Below are 19,556 nucleotides of genomic sequence, written 5' to 3'. Positions count from 1 at the left end.
GCATGACCAGAAAACTACGACGAACCCTCGCCGCAGTAGCGGCCTTGGCGACACTGCTCCCGGCGACGACGGCGGCCGCTGCCGCACCACGAACGGCGGCCGCCCCGCAGGCGGCGGCGCCGCAGCAGACCGCGGTCCTGGTGTTCCACGGCCCGGTGGCCGAGCAACAGGACCCGGTCTCGCGCGCGGTGGACACCATCAAACAGCTTGGTGCCGTTCATGACATCGATGTCACGGCCACCACGGACCCGGGTGCCTTCACCGCGGCCGGGCTGTCCGCGTACCGCAGCGTCGTCTTCCTCTCCGCGACGGGCGCCGCGCTGAACCGCGACCAGGAGTCGGCGCTCCAGAACTACGTCAAGGCCGGCGGCGGTTTCGTCGGCATCGCCGACGCCGCCCGCGCCCAGGTCGACTCCACCTGGTTCACCGGGTTGATCGGCACCCGCCCGGCCGGCGCCATCCCGGTGGCCGAGCCGGTGGCCAAGGTGACCGCCAGCGGCGAGAACGCCCCCAACGAGACAAAGGAGAAGCTGACCGACGGCGACGCCAACACGAAGTGGCTGGTCCGCACCCCGACCGCCTGGGTGGCGTACGAGTTGAGCGCACCGAAGAAGATCACGGGGTACGCGCTCACGTCGGCAAACGACTCCGCCGGTCGGGACCCGAAGGACTGGACCCTGCAAGGCTCCGCTGACGGCCAGAGCTGGACCGACCTGGACCGCCGCACCGGGCAGACCTTCCCGGAGCGGTACCAGACCCGGCGGTTCGACATCGCCGCGCCGCAGGAGTTCACGCGCTACCGGCTGAACGTCACCGCCAACAGCGGTGAACCGCTGGTCCAACTCGCCGACCTGCGCCTGTTCACCGGCAGCACCACAGCCCCGGAGCCGCCCGCGGTGAACCGCGCCGTGGTGAACATCCTGGACCGCAAGCACCCGGCCACCGCGTCGCTGCCGATGACCCTCACCCGCTCCGACCGCTGGGAGAACTGGGACCCGAACCCGATCGGCACCGTGCACACGCTCGCCCAGGTCGAGGAGCGGCACTACAACGCGGGGGCCGCCGCCAACGGCGCCTTCCACCCGGTGTCCTGGTGCCGGGACTACGACGGCGGCCGGTCGTTCTACACCGGCATGGGCCACACCGAGGGCAGCTACGGCGAGGAGGCGTTCCGCACGCACCTCGCCGGCGCCCTCAACTGGACCACCGGTCGGGTACGCGGCGACTGCCAGGCCACCATCGCCGCGAACTACAAGGTGGAACGGCTCACCGCAGCCAACCAGACCGGGCAGCTGGACCAGATCGGCGAGCCGCACGGGCTCAACATCGCGCCGGACGGCACTGTCTTCTACGTCGGCAAGGCGGCCTGCCCGAGCGGCCCGATCGCGGACTGGAACAACCCGAAGGTCGGCCTGGGCTGCGGCACCATCCACTCCTGGGACCCGCGAACCAAGCAGGTCAAGCTGCTCACCACACTGGAGGTGATGGGCAACCGGGGCAGCGGCTCCGAGTTGGTCAAGAACGAGGAGGGTCTGCTCGGCATCGTGCCCGACCCCGCGTTCGCCGACAACGGGTGGCTCTACGTCTACTGGATGCCGCACGACTCGATCGACCGGGTGAAGCGGGTCGGTCAGCGGACCGTCTCGCGGTTCACCTACGACCGGCAGGCGCAGACCATCGACCAGGCCACCCGCAAGGACCTGTTGCAGTTCCCGGTGCAGATCCACAGCTGCTGCCACGCCGGCGGCGGCATGGCGTTCGACGCCAAGGGCAACCTGTACGTCGGCTCCGGCGACAACAACTCCTCGGAGGGGTCGCAGGGTTACGCCGGCAACAACTGGACCGAGGAGTACCAGGGGATTTCGTTCCAGGACGCCCGCCGCACGTCGGGTAACACCAACGACCTCGCTGGCAAGATCATCCGGATTCACCCGGAGCCGGACGGCACGTACACCATCCCGGAGGGCAACCTGTTCCCACCGGGCACCGAGAAGACCCGGCCGGAGATCTACGTGATGGGCGTCCGCAACATCGCCCGCCTCCAGATCGACCCCGTGCACCAGTGGCTGACCGCCGGCTGGGTCGGCCCGGACGCCTCGTCGCCCAGCCCCACCCTTGGCCCGGCGAAGTACGAGACGGCCACCATCATCACCTCCGCCGGTAACCAGGGCTGGCCGTACTGCATGGGCAACCGGCAGCCGTACCGCGACCGCAGCGACACCGACGCGACGGTGCTGACCGGCTGGTACGACTGCGACAACCTGAAGAACACCTCGCCGCGCAACACCGGGCTGGAGGACATCCCGGCGGCCCGGGACAACATGATCTGGTATTCGCCCGACGGCGGCGGCCCGGTGTTCCCGAAGCGGACCGACGGCAGCGGCCTGCCGACCTACGTGGCGGCCGACGCCACCTACACGCAGCCGTACCTGCGCGGCGGCGGGCAGGCCATCATGTCCGGCCCGACGTACCACCGGAGCCTCGTCGACACCACCAGCGGGGTGGCGTGGCCGGAGCACTGGGACGGCAAGTGGTTCATCGGTGACCAGTCGAACGCCGCCAACCGGGTGGCGGTCACCGTCGACCCGGCCGGCGTGCCGCAGGCCGCCCCACCGGTGTACGCCGAGTCGCTGCGGGCCATCATCCCCGGTGGCAACGGCGACACCCGGTTGCAGAGCTGGATGGACGCGAAGTTCGGCCCGGACGGCGCGCTCTACCTGCTCGACTACGGCGGCGGCTTCTTCAGCCTGCACGCGAACCAGAAGCTGATCCGGGTCACCTACACCGGCGGGGCGCCCACCCCGGCACCGGCGGCGACCTCGGTCGCCGTGCAGAACAAGCCGCTGACCATCGCCTTCACCGGTTCCCGCTCCGGGGGCGTCAGCCACCGCTGGGAGTTCGGCGACGGCGCCACGTCGACCGAGGCGGATCCCCGGCACACGTACGCCACTGTCGGCACCTACACCGCGAAGCTCACCGTCACGTACGCCGACGGTCAGACGGCGACGGTGCAGACCACCGTGACGGTGGGCTGCGCGGTGCCCGACGACCGGTCGACCGTGTGGCTCGGCGACACGGACACCGGGGTGCCCAGTCGCACTGTCGGGCAGGGCTGCACGGCGAACGACCTGATCGACGACGAGAGCACCTGGGCCGACCACAACGGTTTCGTCAGGCACGTCACCGCTGTGGCCCGCGCGTTGCAGGACGACGACCTGCTCAGCACCCGCGAGGCGGGCACCCTCACCCGCCTGGCCGCCGCGTCGGAGATCGGCCGGGACGGGCACACCGGGTACGAGCCGCTCTTCGACGGCACCGCCGAGTCGCTGCGCGGTTGGCAGCAGGCGCCGTCGGGACAGTTCGGCATCCAGCCGGACGGGTCGCTGCGCTCCAGCGGCGGCCTGGGGATGCTCTGGCACACCAAGGAGCTGGGCGACTTCTCGCTGAAGTTGCAGTTCCGGGACATCGCTCCGGGCACCGGCCGGGCCAACACCGGAGTCTTCATCCGGTTCCCGGACCTGCGAACGCCCCTCGACCAGCGGCCACCGGACAGCTGCGGCACCGTCGGGTCGGCGCGGACCTCGCCGGCGTGGATGGCGATCTACTGCGGACACGAGATCCAGATCTACGACGGTGACACCGGTGAGCCGCAGAAGACGGGCTCGGTCTACAACTTCGACCCGGTGCCGCTGGCCCAGGCCGGCGTGACGCCGAAGAACGAGTGGAACGACTACGAGATCCGTGCCGTGGGGCAGCACTACACGATGATCCGCAACGGCGTGGTGATCAACGAGTTCGACAACACGCCCGGCAAGCAGTCGTCGCGCGCCGGCGACCCGCCGACCGACCTGCGGCAGTTCCTGCGCGGCTTCATCGGTCTGCAGAACCACGGTGACAACGACCTGGCCGAGTTCCGCAACATCCGTGCGCGGGAACTCTAGGAGTGACGATGACCCGACGACTGACGGCCGCGCTGGCGGCGCTCCTGCTCACGGTGATTCCGTGGGCAGTGGCGCCCGCCTCCGCCGCCCCCCGCGTCGCCGCCGACCAGGTGCTGACCTGGACCGCCGACGGCGACATCACCCGCTACAAGTCCGCACCCGCCACGGCGGTGGCCGGCGAGACCACGATCATCTGGGAGAACAGCGAGGCAACCGGCAACACCCTCGGGATGCCGCACACGCTGACCTTCGACACCAGCACCGAGGGCTACAACCACGACGTCACACTCAACATCCTGGCCAGCCCGTTCGACGCCAACAACGGCCGCCACCAGGCGACGGTGACGCTGACCCCGGGCCGGTACCGGTACTTCTGCTCGATCCCCGGCCACAGCTCGATGGTCGGTGAGCTGGTGGTCACCGAGGGCGGTGGCGGTGGCGACACCACAGCGCCGACAGTGACCGGCGCGGTCTCCGGCGACCAGGACCAGGACGGCAACTACCTCGGCGCGGCCACTGTGACAGTGACGGCCACCGACGCCGACTCGGGGGTCCAGACCGTCGAGTACCAGGTCGACGACACCAGCTTCCTGCCGTACACGGAGCCGGTGCGGGTGACGGCGATCGGCGACCACGCGGTGCAGTTCCGCGCCACCGACCAGGCCGGCAACACCAGCGCCGTCGGCTCGGTGGCGTTCCGGATCGTCGAGCCGGGGGAGGACGACACCACAGCGCCGGTGGCCGCTGTCGCGCTGGCCGGCGACCGCGACGGCGACGGCAACTACATCGGTACGGCCACCGCCACGTTGACCGCCACCGACAGCGGATCCGGCGTCGCCACCATCGAGTACGCCCTCGACGGGGCGGCCTTCACCGCGTACACGAACCCGATCGTGGTGAACGCGCCCGGGATGCACATGCTGCACTACCGGGCCACCGACGTCGCCGGGAACACGTCGGCGGAGCAGATGTCCCACTTCACGGTCGTCGAGCCGCAGGCCGAGGACACGACCCCACCCACTGTCGCCGCCACCGTGGCCGGTGACCGCAACGACGACGGCGGGTACGTCGGCGGCGCCACAGTCACCGTCACGGCCACCGACGCCGAGTCGGGCGTGGCGAAGATCGAGTACGCGCTCGACACCGGAGGCTGGACGGCGTACGCCGCTCCGGTCGCCGTCCGCGCACCCGGCGCGCACACGGTGCGGTATCGGGCGACCGACACGGCGGGGAACTCCTCCACCGAGCAGTCGACGTCGTTCACAGTCGTGGTCGACGACACCGACCGCTGCCCCGACTCGGACACCCGGGCCACCGTGATCATCGACGGGGGCGACACCGGTGTGGCCAACGTGGACACCGGCGACGGCTGCACCATCAACGATCTGATCGACGAACACGCCGACTACCCCGGCCACGCCGAGTTCGTCCGACACGTCGAAGCGGTCACCGCCGCGCTCGTGACCGGCGGCACGCTCGACAGGCGGCAGCAGGGCGCCATCGTCCGGGCCGCGGCCCGATCGGACGTCGGCGCATGAGTCCTCGAACCTCACCGACAGGGAGTATCACGATGCCCGGACGTACCGTCGCCAAGCTCGCCACCGTGAGCGCCGTCATCGCGGCCTCGGTGCTGGCCGTGGCGCCCACCGCACACGCCGACCTGGTCACCCACTGCATCGGCACCGGCGGCGCGGTGACAGTGCCCAACGACCTGCTCGTTCCTGCCGGCGAGTCCTGCGCGCTCACCGGCACCACGATCACCGGCAACGTCACCGTCGCGGCCGGCGGCAACCTGGTGGTGACCGGTGGCCGGGTCAGCGGTGAGGTACGCGTCGCCGCCGACGGGTACCTCGACGCGACCGAGACGACGGTCGACGGCCAGGTGGTGCTCGCGGCCGGGGGGTACGGCATCTTCCTGAAGGACGCCCGCACCGGCACCGTCACCGTACGGCCGAAGGGCTCCACGACCATCGACAGTTTCCTGTTCGCCGAGGCGTCGACGGTCACCGGGCACGTCACCGTCGGTGCCGGCGAGGTCCGGCTCGACCGGGGCACCCAGGTGCAGCGCAACCTCAGCAGCACCGGCACCTACTACACCGACCTGCACGACTCGTTCGTCGACGGCACGGTGTCGGTGCTCAACAGCGCCACCGGCAGCGTGGTGTGTGGCAGTGCGGTCCAGGGCCGGGCCACCTTCGCCGGCAACCTGGGCGGTGTGCAGCTCGGCCCGAACGGTGCCCTCGACAGCTGCGCCTCCGGCGGTTACTGGGGCGGGGACGTGAGCATCACCAGCACCACCGGCGGGGTCACCGTCGATGACAACATCATCAACGGTCAGTTGGCGGTGACGTCCAACGACCCGGCCGCCCAGGTGGCCGCGAACAACCGGATCCGTGGCGGGGTGACCGGTGACCAGGCGGCCACGACCACCAACCGGTCGGCCCGGGTGGCCGGCCCGGACCGGGAGGACGCCGGCGACCAGCGGGCCGAGGTCCGCCGTACCTCGGCGGTGCAGGAGGCCACCGAGGCGGGCGCCGCCCGGCTCTAGCTGATCGACGGCGGCGGCCGGCCACCCCAGCGTTCGGGGTGACCGGCCGTCGCCGTCGTGCCGTGTCGATCAGAAGTTACCGGCCGAGTTGCACTTGACGCCCTGGTCGAGGCAGTTGCGCACCCGTGCGGCGAGCGCCTCGTCCTTCCACGCGTTGAAGAAGTCCGCGTGCATCGAGAACGACGTGCCGGACGCGAGGGTGATGCCGTCCGTGTTCGCGCTCAACGGGTACGAGATCACGAAGGACACCGACGGGACGGGCACCGGGTGGCTCTTGGGGCACGCCCCGGTGTGGTCCCCGTTGGCCATGTGCGCCTTGTGGTCGGGGCTGTCCAGGTGCTTGCCGTCCCAGCAGTCCGGGAAGGTGATCTGCCGGACGATGTTCGCGGTCTTGGCGCAGACCGGGAACGTCTTGTCGGCGCTGCGGCCGATCTCGCCGCCGATGCCGGCGCACCAGAAGTGGTTGCCCTGCTTGTCCGGGGTGTCGACCTGGTTCTTGGCGTTACCGGTGATCATTCGCAGGCCGAACGGGAAGGGCTGGGTCCTGCTCGGGTCCTTCAGGCGGGATCCGTAGTAGACGGTCACCTCCTTCGGGTCCACGACCTTGCCGTTCTGGTACATCGTCGGCACCCAGTAGGCGGACTGGTCGTCCGGCGAGTTGCAGGTGGTCGCCTTGGACGCCCGCAGCGAGTCGGCGGTCGAGTTGGCGTCGGTCGACCTGTTGCCCCAGAACGTGTGGTTGTGCGAGCCGCCCACCAGTTTCGGCAGCACGATCGGGTCGTCGCTGTTGTGGTGGCTGGTCGTACAGCCGACGTTGAATTCGGGCACGTTGACGGGGTTGCCGGTCACCGGCTTGGGCTTGCGCGCGAAGAACGCCCTCGTCGCGGCAGCCTGCGCCGCGGCGTCGATGGTGATCCAGCCGCCGGAAGCGGTGGGCGGGGCGGCGCTGGTCGCCGGCTTGCCCGGCGCGGACGGGGTGGCCGAGGTGGCCGGGGTGCTCGGCGTGCCCGACGGGTCGCCCGGGGCGGTGGCAGTCGGCGCGTCGGGGCCGGGCGAGCCGATGCCGGTGTCGCTGGACGGGCCGGACGCGCCGGGGGTGCCCGGCGCCTCCTTGCATCCGCCGGCGAGCGCAACGCTCACCAGCAGCAGCGCGGTGACGGAACGACGGTGTCGAGGGGTGGAGCGGAGATTTATCAACGGGGGCGCACCTTTCTTCCGAGCCCGAAGAATACGAGTCGGCCCCCTGCTCGTTTCCCACTGAAACGATTAATTCTCCCTTAAATATCGCTCTGCGATTGCCTGGTCAGGTTTGTGGAGTCGCCGTGATGTCGGCTCGATCTCAATTCTTTGATTTCTCTTCAAAAACCGTAATCGGCGACTGTGGCGGCACTCTGCTCTTCTGCCGGGTCTCCCCGACCGCCGTCCTGCTCAACACTTGTCCCGTGCTTTGCGCAGGAAGGTCTCCCGGGACATGACAGTCGTCGAGTCGTGTCCGCGCGGCGCCAGCACCTGGCCGGGGCCGATCCGTGGGAGGTCCGCGAGGGTGAAGTCCACCGGAATGGCGTGACGGCGGCTCGACCCGGTGACGGTGTAGGTGACCCCGGGCAGAAATTCGGTGAGCGGCTCGACGTCCGGATCGATGCCCGCCTCGGCCGCTGGGGTACCGACAACGTCGGCGACCTCCCAGCCCTCCGGCGGCTGACCCAACAGGGCGACTTCCACGATCTCGCTCGCGGGCGGGCCGTTGATGCTCCACCTGATCAGGGTTCGTTTGCCCGGTTCACCCTGATGGTTGTTCTCGAATACCGCGAGGCGCGCGTCCCTGTCCTCGCAGGTGACCAGTACGCCGACGGGCTGGCCATCCTGGACGGCGAGAGCGGCGATCGGCTCATCCGGTGGGGTGCAGGCGGTCAGGAGGAGGAGGGGCAGCGGGAGCAGAATCCACCGACGTCGTCTTCTGCGCATGTCGGCCAGCATTCCATGGCGGCATCACGCTCGATGCCCCGAGGATCACGAAAGGGAAGCGCAACGGACGGAACCGGACCGCGTGCCGTGCCGAACGTTCCCACCTTCGTTGCGTGATTTCCGGAAACAGCACAGGGCACCGTCGGCGCGGAGAGAATTGCCGCCACGGAGCACGCGGAAGCCGGGGGACGTTCGATGGGTTTACGAAGGCGTATGGCGCTCGTTGCGGTGACCGTCGCGGCGACACCGCTGGTCCTCGGTGGGTGCACCACCGAGCGAAAGGCCGCAGTGCGTCCCGCCGAGCAGGTGGTGCCGTCGCCCGAACTGACCCTCACGCCCGCCGATCTCTCCCGGAACGTGCCGCTCAGCGCCGAGGTGGTTCCGCTCGTCACGGGCGGAAAGATCACCGCCGTGCGCATCGTCGACGACGCGGGCACGCTGGTCCGGGCGGAGCCACGCGAGGACGGATCGGCCTGGGTGCCGAGCGCCCCGTTGCGCCCGCAGCACACCTACACCGTGGCGGTGACCGCCACCGCCGACTCCGGGCGGACCACCACCCGCACCACCACCTTCACCACCGCGGCGGCGTCGACGAAGCCGCAGGTGAGCAGCACCCTGTACTTCGCCGACAAGCAGACGTACGGCACCGCGATGCCGGTGACCATCGGCTTCGATCCGCCCATCGCCAGGGCGGCCCGCGCCGACGTGCAGCGTCGATTGTTCGTCACCACGAACCCGCCGCAGCCGGGCGCCTGGTCCTGGGTGGACGACGGCAGCCAGGTCTACTACCGGGCTCCCGACTTCTGGCGGCCCGGCACGACCATCAGTGTCCGGGCTGGCCTGGCGGGTCTGCCGATCGGCAAGAACCACGTCGGTGACGCCGACCGCGCCGCGACGTCCCGGATCGGACGGCAGGTGGCGCTCGAAGTCGACAACGCCACCAAGCAGATGCGCGTCCTGCGGGACGGCAAGCTGATCCGCAGGATCCCGGTCAGTCTGGGCAAGCGCAGCACCCCCACGTCCACCGGCAAGATGGTGATCATGGAGAAGCATCAGTACACCACGTTCGACACGCGCGGCGAGCCGAACGGCGGCTACGTGGTGAACGTCGAGGACGCGCAACGGCTCACCTGGGGTGGCGAGTTCATCCACGGGGCACCCTGGTCGGTGTCGGATCAGGGACACCGCAACGTCTCGCACGGCTGCACGAACATCTCGGCGGCCAACGCCGACTGGTTGATGGGCGTCACCCGGGTCGGTGACCTGGTCACCTTCACCGGCACCGAGGTCCGGCTCCAGGCGGGCAACGGCTGGACGGCCTGGAACACCAGTTGGGGCCAGTTCGTCAAGGGCAGCGCGCTGCCCGTACCCGCGGATCTGCGGGCGGCCTCGGCGTCGGCGCCACCCGCCCGTGCGGTCGCCGGTGGCGTGCCGACGCCGGGGCCGTCCGCCTCCGGAGGCTGAACCACCGGGCGCCCGGCGGGCTCTCGCCGCCGGCCCGCCGGCCCTACCCTCCGGGCCATGACGTACGAGCCGATGATGGTTCCCGCCCCGAGGCCCCCGACGTGAACGTCAACAACTGCGAGCTACGGTAAAACCTGACGTTTACGTGAGGGAGAAGGCTGTGTGGCTGGCGTCACCGGCTGGGGGAGGGGTCGATGCGGATCGGGGAACTCGCCACGAAGACCGGGGTGTCGGTACGAGCCCTGCGCTACTACGAGGAGCAGGGCCTCCTGGCTGCCGCACGAAGCAGTGGCGGTCAGCGCCACTACCTCGACGACGCGGTCGACCGGGTGTATCTGATCCAGATGCTGTACGCCGCCGGCCTGTCCAGCCGCACCATCCTGGACCTGCTGCCCTGCGTCGATGCGAAGGTCAACACACCGCAGTCGCGGGCCATGCTCCGCGCCGAACGCGACCGCATCGATCGGCAGATCACCCAGCTCCGGCAGGCGCGCAAGCGGCTCGACGAGGTCATCGCGCTCAGCGAGAGCCCGACAAACGGTTGCACCCGAACGGACACCGACGCCGTGGTGGCGTAGCGACGCGGCGAGTCCCCGTCGCCGGCTTCTGACCTCGTGGCGATCGATGGCAGCTCAGTAGGGCGTCGCTCGGCGTGTCGAGTTGCTCAACTGCCAACGATCAAGGGATGGGCCAGCTCCGGGATGCCGTAGTGCTGGTCGAGGATCTGCATCGCCGCGCCTGCGGCGATCACGTCCGCGCCGAGGCTGGACAGGGCCACAGTGGTGCTGAGCCAGTCCGCGCGCCGGGCGTCCGCCCCGACGGCCTCGGTGACCGCAGCGAGATAGGTCTGCGGGTGCCGGAGGAGGTCCGCGCCCGCCAGCACCACGTGGGCGAGGTCGAGGGTCTGGAGCAGGTTGACGACGCCGACGGCCAGCACGCGGGCGGCGTGTGCGATGTCTCCGGCCTCGGCGGCCCGGTGGTGCACGATCTCCAGGCACCCGTGCCGGCCACAGACGCAGCGGGGCCCGGTCAGGTCGACGACAGTGTGGCCGAACTCGCCCGCGTTGGTGTGGGCTCCCCGGTGGGCCGCGCCGCCCAGCCAGAAGCCGCCGCCGATGCCGGACTCGACCATGATGAGTGCCGCGTCGCCGAACGTCGCGCCGTGCCGCCAGGCCTCCGCGGTGATCCCCGCGGTGACGTCCTTGTCCAGGTGGACGGGGAGGCCGAGATGTTTCTCGGCGATCTCGCGCAGCGGTACGTCGTGCCAGTGGCGCAGGCCGTGGGCGTCGCGGACCAAGCCGTTGGCGTGGTCGAGTGGGCCGATCATGCCGATGCCCAGCCCGGTGAGCCGGCTCCGCAGGTCGCCGATGCCGGCCATCGTGTCGATGCCGGCGCTCAGGGCGTCGAGGAGCTGCTCCGGGGTGAAGTCGCGGGGCAGTGGGCTGACGGCCGAGTGGTGCACGGTGCCGGCCAGGTCGACCAGGACGAGCCGCAGCGTGCGTCGAGCCACGTGGGCGCCGATCGCGTACCGGCTGTCCGGGACGAGTGCGTAGACGACAGCGGGCTTGCCGATGCCCGGACGTCGCACGCCGGCGGGGCGGATCAGCCCGTCGGCGATCAGCCGGGCGATGACCTTGGAGACCGCCTGTGGTGTCAGGCCGGTGGCCTCGACCACCGTCGAGCGCTCGAACGTGCGGGCAGTGCGTCCCACCGCCATGACCAGTGCCTGGTTGTAGCCGCGCAGGAAGGTGACGTCGGCAGTGACGCGAGTCATCTCGCCACCCTATTACGCAACGCTGTTGCTAAATTTTTTCGGTGATCGAGTTGAGTAGAGGTCGACGGTTGGCGGCGCTCGCCGCCCTGGCACTGGGCGGCGTCGCGGTCGGCCTGACCGAGTTCGTGGCGATGGGGCTGCTGCCCGACATCGCCCGTGGTCTGCTTCCGCACGAGTACGCCCAGTCGTCGTCGGACGCCGTCGCCCGAGCGGGCTGGATGATCACCGCGTACGCGCTCGGCGTGGTCGTCGGCGCGCCGCTGATCGCCGCGTTGAGCGCGCGCCTGCCCCGCAAGAAACTCGTCCTCGGGCTGCTCGTGCTGTTCGCCGTCGGCACCGTCGCGTCCGCGCTCGCCCCCACCTTCGACCTGGTGCTGGTGGCCCGGTTCGTGGCGGCGCTGCCGCACGGCGCGTACTTCGGTGCGGCAGGTCTGCTCGCCGCGACCCTCATGGGCCCCGGTAACGAGGCCCGTGGTTTCGCCACGGTGCTCGGCGGTCTGACGGTGAGCAACCTGGTCGGCGTACCCCTCATCACGCGGCTCGGGCAGGCGGTCGACTGGCGGGTCGCGTACCTGGTCATCGCCGGCTTCTTCCTGCTCACCCTGCTGGCGGTGCTGGCGGTCGTTCCGGAGGTCGCCGCGGCGGCCGACGGCTCGCCGGCCGCCGAGTTGCGGGCGCTGCGGACCTCGCAGGTCTGGCTGGTCGCCGCGACCGGCGCTGTCGGGTTCGCCGGCTTCTTCGCGGTGAACACCTACATCGCACCGGTCACCACCGACGTCACCGGCCTCGCCGCCGCGACGGTGCCGTGGACGTTGGTCGCCGTGGGTCTCGGAATGACGGTCGGCAACGCCCTGGGCGGCTGGCTGGCGGACCGCGACCTCCAGCGGAGCATGGTCATCGGTTTCGTGGCGATGATCGTGAGCATCGCCGTGTTCAGCCTCGTGGCGTCGACCCGTGTGGGCCTGTTCGTGGGCGCGTTCCTGGTCGGTGCGACCAGCCTGTATCTCGGTCCGGTCCTTCAGGCGCGCCTGATCACCGTCGCCCCGGGAGCGCAACTGATGGGCGCGGCGGTCAACCAGTCGGCCATGAACATCGCGAACAGCCTGGGCGCCGCGCTGGGCAGCGTCGCCATCGCCGCCGGATTCGGCTACCTCGCGCCGGCCCGGGTGGGCGTCGTACTGGCGGTCGTCGGGTTGATCCTGGGGCTGGTCAGCTTCGCCGTCGGGCGACGAGTGCGCGAGCGGGTCCCGGCCACCGTCTGACGGGTGCGAGCCGGTCCCGGCCACCGTCTCGACCTGAGGTGGCCGGGCCGTCCGCGAGGCGCGGTCAGAAGTCGTCCACGCTGACCGTCACCCGGTCGGTGCTCGACCTCCAGTTGGGCACGTTGATCACCTCATGGCCGCCACCGCGCTGGCCCACGACGATCCGTACCAGGCCGAGGTGTGCCGGTGTCGCCGGGATGAAGACGTCCATGCCGGTGATGAAGGTCTGGCTGAAGAACTCCGGCAACGGGGCCGTCAGGTCGGTGACGCCGTCGCTGCCGTCGTCGAAGGCGAAGATGCCGATCGTCCGCTTGACGCGGGGTGCGTTCGCCGCGTTCAGGACGTCCCTGCCGTTGATCCAGAGGTGGTCGCCGGCATCGCCCTGGTCGCCCCACCACTCCTTCTGCCGTTGGATGGTGAGCGCCGTGTGCCGGTCGCTGGTCTCGACCAGGCCGCTCAGGCCCTCGCCCGGCTCGCTGGTCGCCAGGCGCACCAACGAGTCCGAGCGGAGGAACGGCTGGAAGTAGAAGTGGTGCGTAGCGGCGCCCGGGCGCACGATGGCGAACTCGTAGCGGGCCGTGGCGAGCACCGGGAGAGGACCGAACGAGCCGTCGCCGCCGAGCGACAGCCGATGCGCGGGCCGGTGCGTCAGTCGGCCGCCGGTCAGCGGGTTGACCGGGTAGACCTCGACTGTCGCACCGGCGACGCCGACGTTGCTCGGGAAGAGCACGGCCCGGCCGGAGACCCGGGCGGCGCCGAAGAGTTGCGGCACGATCCGCGTCGTGTGGGGCGCACGGCCCCGGAGGAAGCCGAAGATCTCGGTGAACGACTCCGCCGACGACACGGTCTGGGTGTGCGACTGGTCCGGCAGGTGGACGTTCGTCGCGCCGACGACGGCGCGGGCCGGGTCACCCTCGCCCCAGATGGCGAGCGTGGGCACACCGCCCGGCGGGGAGGTCGCGGTGCGCCCGTCCAGGTTGACGTAGTGAGCGACCCGGACGGCACGCTCCGGCGAGCTGGTGAGGTAGCCCTGCGAGACGAAGGTGCCCAGCGAGTGCGCGACGAGGTCGACCCGGTCCGCGCCGGTGGCCGCCAGCAGGCGGGAGATCCGTGCGTCGAGTCCCGCGTACACCTGGGGCAGGATCGTCGCGACGTTCGGGGAGTCGTACTCGTGGGCTTCGATGATGTCGATTGGGTACCCGTTGCTGGCCAGCCGTTTGGCCTGGGTCTCGAACTGCGCCGCCGATCCCGCGCTGCCGTGTACGAAGATCACTGGACGGTACGTCGGTGTGGCGGCGGCTTCGGCGGGGCGTGGAACGGCGACGGCGGACAGGCTGGCCGCGAGGGCGATCCCGGCCACCACGGAGAGCAGGCTCCGGCGAGATGTGTGCATCGATCCTCCACCTGAACGGACGAAGTATTTGCACTACTAGCGCAAGTATCGTGTCAGGGTGGGGCGCGATGGTCCACACCTTCCGGTCAGTTGACCTTCGCGGCGAGCAGGTCGCCGACGGCGACGCGGACCGGGTCGGGGTTCGACCAGCTCCAGTTGGGGTGCGCGCGGTTGGTGAGCAGCGCCAGGACGAGTTTGCGGTCGGGCGCGACCAGCAGCGAGGGGCCGGCGAATCCGGTGTGGCCGAAGGTCCGGGCCGAGGCGAGCTTCCCCATGAACCAGCTCTGGTCGAGGACGACGCCGAGGCCGTGCGCCGAGGTCCGGTTGGGGCGCTCGGGGTCGATGGCGGGTTTGCCGGCGTTGTGGTTGGTGAGCATCCGGCGCACCGTCGCCGCGGCGAGGATCCGCTCGCCCCGGTGGGTGCCCCCGTTGAGGAGCAGCTGACCGATGGCCGCGAGATCGGTCGCGGAGGCGAAGATGCCGGCGTGGCCGGCGATGCCACCGAGGTGATTGGCGACGTCGTCGTGGACGACGCCACGGAGCAGCCCCCGGGACGAGCGGGCGTCGGTGGCGACCAGCCGGCTGGCCCTCGCGGCGGCCGACAGCCAGCCGTTCGGGTTGAAGCCGGTGTCGCGCAGGCCGAGCGGGTCGGTCAGGTTGGTCTTGAGCGCCTGGTCGAGCCGCTGGCCGGTGACCTTCTCGACGATCTTGCCGGCGACCATGAGCCCGACGCTGGAATAGCGGAACGTCTTTCCCGGCACGGCGCCGGAGACCAGCGGCGTGCCGAGCACGGCGTTCCAGCGGGCCGTGTTGTCGGGCAGGCCGGTGACCGTGGCGCCGACGGGAAGGCCGCTGGTGTGGGTGAGCAGCATCTCGACGGTGATCCGCTCCTTGCCCGCGCCGGTGAAGGCGGGCAGGTAGTCGCGCACCGGAGCGCCGAGGTCGACACGCCCCTTGTCGACCTGCTGCAACAGCAGGATGGCCGTGTACACCTTGGTGACCGAGGCGAGGTCGAAGATGGAGTCCCGGCGCATCGCGACGCGCTGGTTCGCCGCGAGCAGCTTCGGGCCCGCCGAATAGCGCAACGCCTCACCGACAGCGCTGTGCACCGTCACCTTCCCGCCCACCAGGACGAGAGCGACAGCACCGGGAAAACCCTTGTGTTGCACTGTCTGCGGGGTGGCGGGCAGGTGTCGCCGGAGCAGGGCGGCCACGTCCTGCGCGTAGCGGGCCTCACGAACTGGTGGGTTGCCGCCGACCGGTGCGTCAGGTGCCCTGAGCGGCGGCCCGGCGTCTCCCGCCGGACCAAATCCGACCCGGCTGCCGGTGGCGGCGTTCCCGGTCGCCGCGTCGCCAGGGCCGGCCGCGCCGGTGTTCGGCGCGCCCGTGGCACCGCAACCGGTGACGGCGGAGGTCGCGACGGCCAGGCCGGCCCCGAGCAGAGTTCGACGCGCAACGGGCATGCCGCAGATCGTGACAGCCGGCCAGTGGACGCGCTACCTGACCCGTCCGAACGTCGGGCCCGTCCGGCCCATCGGTCAACAGGTGGTCATCTGGCGGACACAGCCGGTTGCCGTTCAGGCGGTTGTGCGACGATCGGCGGGCAAAACGTCGAACGACCGTCCACCGGTCTGTCCGCGCACGGTCGCGGACAGTGACCGGGGAGGGCACACCCCGTTACCCCCTTGGAGAGCACGATGTCCCTCTCCCCGTCCCGGGTCTTCGCAGAGCTGAATGCGGCTCGACCCCCTGACCAGCTGTCCCCGACGATGGGCACGGCCGTCGTGGTCGGCGGCAGTGTCGCCGGTCTACTGGCCGCCCGGGTGTTGTCCGACCACGCCGACACCGTCGTCATCATCGACCGGGACGACCCGCAGGTGACCGGCGCGCGGCCCGGCGTACCACAGGGGACGCAGCTGCACGCGCTGCTGCCCGGCGGCCTCTTCCAGCTGGAGCGGCTGTTTCCCGGATTCCGCGACGAGGCACTGGCGCGCGGAGCGGTCGAGGCGCCGCCCACGGCCCGGCGCAACTACCTCGACGGGCGTCTGAAGGTCGTCGTCCCCGACGACGCCGACAGTCTGGCGGGCAGTCGGCCGCTGCTGGAGGGCCTGATCCGCCAGCAGGTGCTCCGACTGCCCAACGTCAAGACGATCACCGCCCGCGCCACCGGCCTCGTGTTCGACGGCACCGCGGTCACCGGGGTCCGCTGTGAGGTCGGTGGGGTGGCCGGTGTCGAACGCGCCGACCTCGTGGTGGACGCCATGGGGAGGTCCAGCCGACTGTCGGACTGGCTGGAGCAGGCCGACTGGGACCGGCCGGTCACCCGGCGGATGACAGTGCACCTCAACTACGCGACCGCCCTGTTCCGCCGCCCGGAGGTCACACCGCCCTCGACGGTCGTCCTGGCCCTGAACACGCCGAGGATGGCCATGGACGTGGCCGGAGCCGCGTTCTTCGCCATCGAGGACGGCCGGTGGATGGCCATGATGGCCGGTTACGGCAACGACCGCCCGGGGCGCACCGCTGACGACTTCGTCCGCCGCCTACGCGAGCAGTTCCCACCGGAGTTCGGCGAGGTCGCCGACCAGGAGATGATCGGCGATGTCCAGACCTACCACCATGCCGACAGTCGACGACGGGACTTCCACGCGCTCAAGCGGTTCCCGGCCGGCCTGATCAGCGTCGGTGACGCCGTCGCGTCGTTCAACCCGGTGTACGGGCAGGGCATGACGGCGTCGGCCCTGCACGCGGCCTGCCTGTCGACGTACCTTCGGTCCGGCCCGGACCTGCGGGCGCCCGCGCGCCACTACCTCGCGCTCCAGAAGGTGGTGGTCGACGCCGCCTGGTCGCTCTCCACCTCGGCGGACCTTGCGTTGCCGCACGTCGACGGGCCCTACCCGCGCGGCTACCGGTTCTCCCGCTGGGCCAGCAGCCAGGTCATCGCCGCGACCGTCACGGACGTGGCGACAGCGCGGCGGTTCAACGACGTCGTCTCCATGCGCGAACACCCGCACTCGCTGGCCCGCCCCGGCGTGCTCCTGGGCGCCCTGCGCGCCAACCGGCGCACACGCTGAGCGAGTGACCCGGCGGCCTCACCTGCGAGGCCGCCGGGACCGCGCCCTAGCGGGGGAGCTTGCGGAGGATGTCGACCACGAAACGGTGGTCGTCGAGCTGCGGCAGCCCGGAGACACCGACCCAGCCCACCACACCGGTGCCGCGCACACGCAGGGGTACCGCGCCCCCGGCCGCCGCGTAGCGCGAGGCCGGAAGCCCGTACCGGTCGGCCAGTGTCACCTGCTTGTCCTGGCACAGCCGCGCCATGTAGAGCGAGGAGTGCTCGAACCGCATCACCACCCGCCCCTTGCGGCGCAGCCACGCGTCGTTGTCCGCCGTCGACCCCGGCAGGCCGCAGTGGAACAGCTGCCGCCCGGCCCGCCACACGCCCACCGAGACCGGCAGCCGCTGCTCGGTCGCGGCGGCGACGGCGAGCATCCCCAGCTCGTACGCGTCGGTCTCGGACAGACCCGCGAGCTCCAGCTCGTTCTCCTCGCGCAGCAGCTCGTCCAGCGTCGGCCACGATTCACGGTCAGCTGACATGTTCTTCTCCTTCTCGGTGCGGGCTGGTTCGGGGCGATTACCAGGCGCAGGGCGCGTAGTCCTTCAGGAAACAGCCGTACAGGTCCTCGCCCTGCTCGCCACGGACGATCGGGTCGTACACCCGGGCCGCGCCGTCGACCAGGTCCAGTGGGGCGTGGAAGCCCTCGTCGGCCAGCCGCATCTTCGTCGGGTGGGGGCGTTCGTCGGTGATCCAGCCGGTGTCGACGCTGGTCATCAGGATGCCGTCGGTCAACATCTCCTCGGCGCTGGTGCGGGTCAGCATGTTCAGCGCCGCCTTGGCCATGTTGGTGTGCGGGTGCCCCGGCCCCTTGTAACCGCGGCCGAACTGGCCCTCCATCGCCGACACGTTCACCACGTACTTGCGGCGGGCCGACGCGGCGGCCATCACCGGGCGCAACCGACTGACCAGCACGAACGGTGCGGTGACGTTGCACAGCTGCACTTCGAGCAGCTCGACCGGGTCCACCTCCTGCACCCGCTGGACCCAGCTGTTGACCGAGTCGAGGTCGGGCACGAGCCCGCCGGCGTCGATGGCAGTGGACGCCGCGATCCGTTCCGGCGAGGCCGAGCCGCTGGTCAGGGCCAGCGCGGTGAGCGCGTGCGGGGTGAGCGCCGTCGACGGTGGCCCGGCGGTCAGGCTGCCCACCGGGCCGCCCTGCCCGTCCGGCTTGGCGAACGTGATCAGCTCCGGCAGCGGGCCGTCCGGCAGGGCCGCGGCCTCGGCGGCGATGAGCTGCGCGTACGCCCCGGGAGACCGGCGGACGGTCTGCGCCGCGTTGTTGATCAGGATGTCGAGGGGGCCCTGGCTGCTGACGTCGTCGGCGAGGGCGATCACCTGGGCGGGGTCGCGCAGGTCGATCCCGACGATCCGCAGTCGGTGCAGCCAGTCCGCGCTGTCGGGCATCGCGGCGAAGCGGCGGACCGCGTCGTGCGGGAACCGGGTCGTCACCGTCGTGTGCGCGCCGTCGCGCAGCAGCCGCAGCGCGATGTACATGCCGATCTTGGCCCGGCCGCCGGTGAGCAGCGCACGCCGGCCGGTCAGGTCGGTGCGCGCGTCGCGGCGCTCCCGGTTCAGCGCTGCACAGGACGGGCAGAGCTGGTGGTAGAAGGCGTCCACCTCGCGGTAGCGCTGCTTGCAGACGTAGCAGCCGCGTGGGTTGTGCAGGAAGCCCGCCGTCTCGCCCGCCACGGAGGACGCGAGCGGAATGCCCTGCGTCTCGTCGTCGATCCGCCCCGGAGCGCCGGTGGCGGTGGCCTCCGTCACCGCGCGGTCGGCGGCGAGGATGGCGTCGCGCCGCTCCTCCCGCCGCCGCTGCTTGATCACCTTGTAGAGCCGGGCGGTGGCCCGCTGCACCTGCACCACGTCGGGATGGTCGGAGGGCAGCGCCTCCAACGCCTCGAAGACGCTGAGGCAGGCCTCCAGCCGGCTTCGGTCAATGCCCTCTTGACCGTTTTCGGTAATGTTGTCCACCGTCATGCGTCGTTGTCTCGTCCCGTATCCCGTGCCGGCTCCAGCCGGCCCGCCCCAAGTCCGACCCGAAACGGTACGCGCCTCACGGCCTCCGACGCACCTCGCGGCCGTCCGGCGTGG

14 protein-coding genes are annotated in these 19,556 nt (G+C 70.7%); 7 read left to right on the top strand and 7 right to left on the bottom strand.

Annotated elements, in window-relative coordinates:
* Positions 1–2 precede the first annotated feature (2 nt).
* The 3 genes from OG598_RS14255 to OG598_RS14245 are packed head-to-tail and all read left to right on the top strand — an operon-like array spanning position 3 to position 6,489.
* The gene (locus tag OG598_RS14255) at positions 3–3,941 is read left to right on the top strand and encodes a ThuA domain-containing protein (protein ID WP_328654886.1); all 3,939 of its coding nucleotides are present in this window, start codon (positions 3–5) and stop codon (positions 3,939–3,941) included.
* 8 nt (positions 3,942–3,949) lie between these two features.
* The gene (locus tag OG598_RS14250; RefSeq protein WP_328654885.1) at positions 3,950–5,479 is read left to right on the top strand and encodes an OmpL47-type beta-barrel domain-containing protein; all 1,530 of its coding nucleotides are present in this window, start codon (positions 3,950–3,952) and stop codon (positions 5,477–5,479) included.
* A gap of 32 nt (positions 5,480–5,511) precedes the next feature.
* Positions 5,512–6,489 (top strand): hypothetical protein, encoded by a 978-nt coding sequence (locus tag OG598_RS14245; protein WP_328654884.1) that lies wholly within the window; start codon positions 5,512–5,514, stop codon positions 6,487–6,489.
* 69 nt (positions 6,490–6,558) lie between these two features.
* On the opposite strand, the gene OG598_RS14240 is transcribed toward OG598_RS14245, so the two are convergent.
* The gene (locus tag OG598_RS14240) at positions 6,559–7,686 is read right to left on the bottom strand and encodes a DUF1996 domain-containing protein (protein WP_328654883.1); all 1,128 of its coding nucleotides are present in this window, start codon (positions 7,684–7,686) and stop codon (positions 6,559–6,561) included.
* Between the two features lie 231 nt (positions 7,687–7,917).
* Positions 7,918–8,454 (bottom strand): hypothetical protein, encoded by a 537-nt coding sequence (locus OG598_RS14235; RefSeq protein WP_328654882.1) that lies wholly within the window; start codon positions 8,452–8,454, stop codon positions 7,918–7,920.
* Between the two features lie 213 nt (positions 8,455–8,667).
* Between OG598_RS14235 and OG598_RS14230 the strand changes: the two genes are divergently transcribed.
* Together OG598_RS14230 and OG598_RS14225 are read left to right on the top strand one after the other, a co-directional pair.
* Positions 8,668–9,918: a L,D-transpeptidase gene (locus OG598_RS14230; RefSeq protein WP_328654881.1), complete on the top strand. Its 1,251-nt coding sequence runs from the start codon at positions 8,668–8,670 to the stop codon at positions 9,916–9,918.
* 194 nt (positions 9,919–10,112) lie between these two features.
* Complete coding sequence (locus OG598_RS14225; RefSeq protein WP_328654880.1) at positions 10,113–10,496, top strand: MerR family transcriptional regulator; 384 nt, start codon at positions 10,113–10,115, stop codon at positions 10,494–10,496.
* A gap of 86 nt (positions 10,497–10,582) precedes the next feature.
* Here the strand turns inward: OG598_RS14225 and OG598_RS14220 are convergent, their stop codons facing one another.
* On the bottom strand, positions 10,583–11,692 hold the full coding sequence (locus tag OG598_RS14220) for an ROK family protein (protein ID WP_328654879.1): 1,110 nt from the start codon (positions 11,690–11,692) through the stop codon (positions 10,583–10,585).
* Between the two features lie 41 nt (positions 11,693–11,733).
* Between OG598_RS14220 and OG598_RS14215 the strand changes: the two genes are divergently transcribed.
* The gene (locus OG598_RS14215; RefSeq protein ID WP_328654878.1) at positions 11,734–12,954 is read left to right on the top strand and encodes an MFS transporter; all 1,221 of its coding nucleotides are present in this window, start codon (positions 11,734–11,736) and stop codon (positions 12,952–12,954) included.
* A gap of 64 nt (positions 12,955–13,018) precedes the next feature.
* On the opposite strand, the gene OG598_RS14210 is transcribed toward OG598_RS14215, so the two are convergent.
* Entirely contained in the window at positions 13,019–14,347 is a 1,329-nt protein-coding gene (locus tag OG598_RS14210; RefSeq protein WP_328654877.1) for an alpha/beta hydrolase, read from the bottom strand.
* Positions 14,348–14,433: 86 nt separating this feature from the next.
* Positions 14,434–15,810: a serine hydrolase domain-containing protein gene (locus OG598_RS14205; protein ID WP_328654876.1), complete on the bottom strand. Its 1,377-nt coding sequence runs from the start codon at positions 15,808–15,810 to the stop codon at positions 14,434–14,436.
* A gap of 234 nt (positions 15,811–16,044) precedes the next feature.
* Between OG598_RS14205 and OG598_RS14200 the strand changes: the two genes are divergently transcribed.
* A complete protein-coding gene (locus OG598_RS14200; RefSeq protein WP_328654875.1) occupies positions 16,045–17,421 on the top strand; it encodes an FAD-dependent oxidoreductase in 1,377 nt (458 codons plus the stop codon).
* Between the two features lie 46 nt (positions 17,422–17,467).
* Here the strand turns inward: OG598_RS14200 and OG598_RS14195 are convergent, their stop codons facing one another.
* The gene (locus tag OG598_RS14195) at positions 17,468–17,944 is read right to left on the bottom strand and encodes a heme-degrading domain-containing protein (RefSeq protein ID WP_328654874.1); all 477 of its coding nucleotides are present in this window, start codon (positions 17,942–17,944) and stop codon (positions 17,468–17,470) included.
* A 37-nt stretch (positions 17,945–17,981) separates the two neighbouring features.
* The gene (locus OG598_RS14190; RefSeq protein ID WP_328654873.1) at positions 17,982–19,442 is read right to left on the bottom strand and encodes an SDR family NAD(P)-dependent oxidoreductase; all 1,461 of its coding nucleotides are present in this window, start codon (positions 19,440–19,442) and stop codon (positions 17,982–17,984) included.
* Between the last annotated feature and the right edge of the window lie 114 nt (positions 19,443–19,556).

It is taken from the genome of Micromonospora sp. NBC_00330, from assembly GCF_036136635.1.
GTDB lineage: Bacteria > Actinomycetota > Actinomycetes > Mycobacteriales > Micromonosporaceae > Micromonospora > Micromonospora salmantinae.
This window is presented reverse-complemented; position numbering and strand designations above follow the sequence as displayed.